Annotated in this window: 1 protein-coding gene and 1 pseudogene; both read left to right on the top strand. The window is 66.4% G+C overall.

What is annotated here, in order from left to right:
* Nucleotides 1-70: 70 nt before the first annotated feature.
* Nucleotides 71-376 carry a transposase gene (locus IEZ15_RS43965; RefSeq protein ID WP_189282516.1) on the top strand — a complete coding sequence of 102 codons (306 nt, stop codon included), beginning with the start codon at nucleotides 71-73 and terminating at the stop codon, nucleotides 374-376.
* Between the two features lie 14 nt (nucleotides 377-390).
* Nucleotides 391-1,284, top strand: a pseudogene (locus IEZ15_RS43970) (IS3 family transposase); the annotation flags it as partial.
* Nucleotides 1,285-1,319: the final 35 nt, after the last annotated feature.

Consider the following 1,319-nt stretch of genomic DNA (forward strand, 5'->3'; position numbering starts at 1 on the left):
TGAAGTTCCACCCTCGGCCTGGACAGCCTGATACTGGGACGACAGGTCCCGGAGGAAGCAGTTCCAGGTAGTGAGCAAGAAGAGCAATACGAGCAAGCGGTACACGGCCGAGTTCAAGCGGGACGCGGTCGCGCTGGCGCTGTCCTCGGACAAGACGGTGACCGAGGTCGCCCGGGATCTCGGCGTGAGTCCGGAGGGCCTGCGGGGCTGGGTGAAGCAGGCGAAGACCGACCGGGGTGAGGGACCGGCTGGTGCGCTCACGACGGCGGAGCGTGAGGAGCTCGCGAGGCTGCGGCGCAAGGTCCGCGAGCAGGAGCAGACGATCGAGGTGCTGGGAAAAGCCACGGCCTTCTTCGCGCAGCAGAAGACGAAGTAGCCGCGCGCTACCGGTTCATCGACGTGGAGAGGGCGAGTGAGGCCAATCCCGGCGGGTACAGCGTGTCGCTGCTGTGCCGGGTGCTGAAGGTGGGCCGCTCGGCCTACTACGCCTACCTTGCGGGCCGGGAGGCTGCCCAGGTTCGGCAGGAGGCCGAAGACGAGCTCGCCGGGGAGATCCGGCAAATCCACACCGAATCCCGTGGCGCTTACGGTGCCCCGCGGGTGACCGCGGTCCTGCGGCGCGGGGGCAGGCCGGTCAACCGGAAGAAGGTCGAACGGATCATGCGAGAACGCGGCATCCGCGGGATGACGCGACGTCGGCGTCGCAGTCTGACGAAGGCCGACACCAAGACGGCGCCGTCGCCGGACCTGGTCGGCCGCGACTTCACCGCCGCCGAGCCTGGCACGAAGCTTGTGTCCGACATCACCTACCTGCCAACCTTGGCCGGCTGGTGGTATCTCGCGACGGTCATTGACCTGGCCACACGCGAGGTGATCGGGTACGCGATGGCCGACCACCACCGGGCCGAGCTCGTCGTCGATGCTCTGCGGATGGCCGCCGCCCGCGGCGGACTGAAGGAGGGCTGCATCACGCACTCGGACCGCGGTTCGGAGTACACCTCACGTGAATACCGCTCTCTGGTACAGGAGTTGGGCCTGACGCAGAGCATGGGACGAACCGGGTCATGTTACGATAACGCCGCTGCCGAAAGCTTTTTCGGTCTGCTGAAAGCAGAGATCGGCACCACGGTCTGGGAGTCCCACGAAGCCGCCCGAGCCGACGTCTTCCGTTTCATCGAGGTCGAGTACAACCGCACCCGCCTGCGCAAGCACCCCGAGTACGGCTACGTCACCCCACTCGAGACCAGAGCTCTGGCGACGCAAGACCTCACTCCCGCGGCATAAACACCCGCTGTCCAAGCCCAGGGTGGAACTTCAAT

The sequence above is a fragment of the Streptomyces atratus genome (assembly GCF_014648655.1).
Classification (GTDB): Bacteria; Actinomycetota; Actinomycetes; order Streptomycetales; family Streptomycetaceae; genus Streptomyces; species Streptomyces atratus.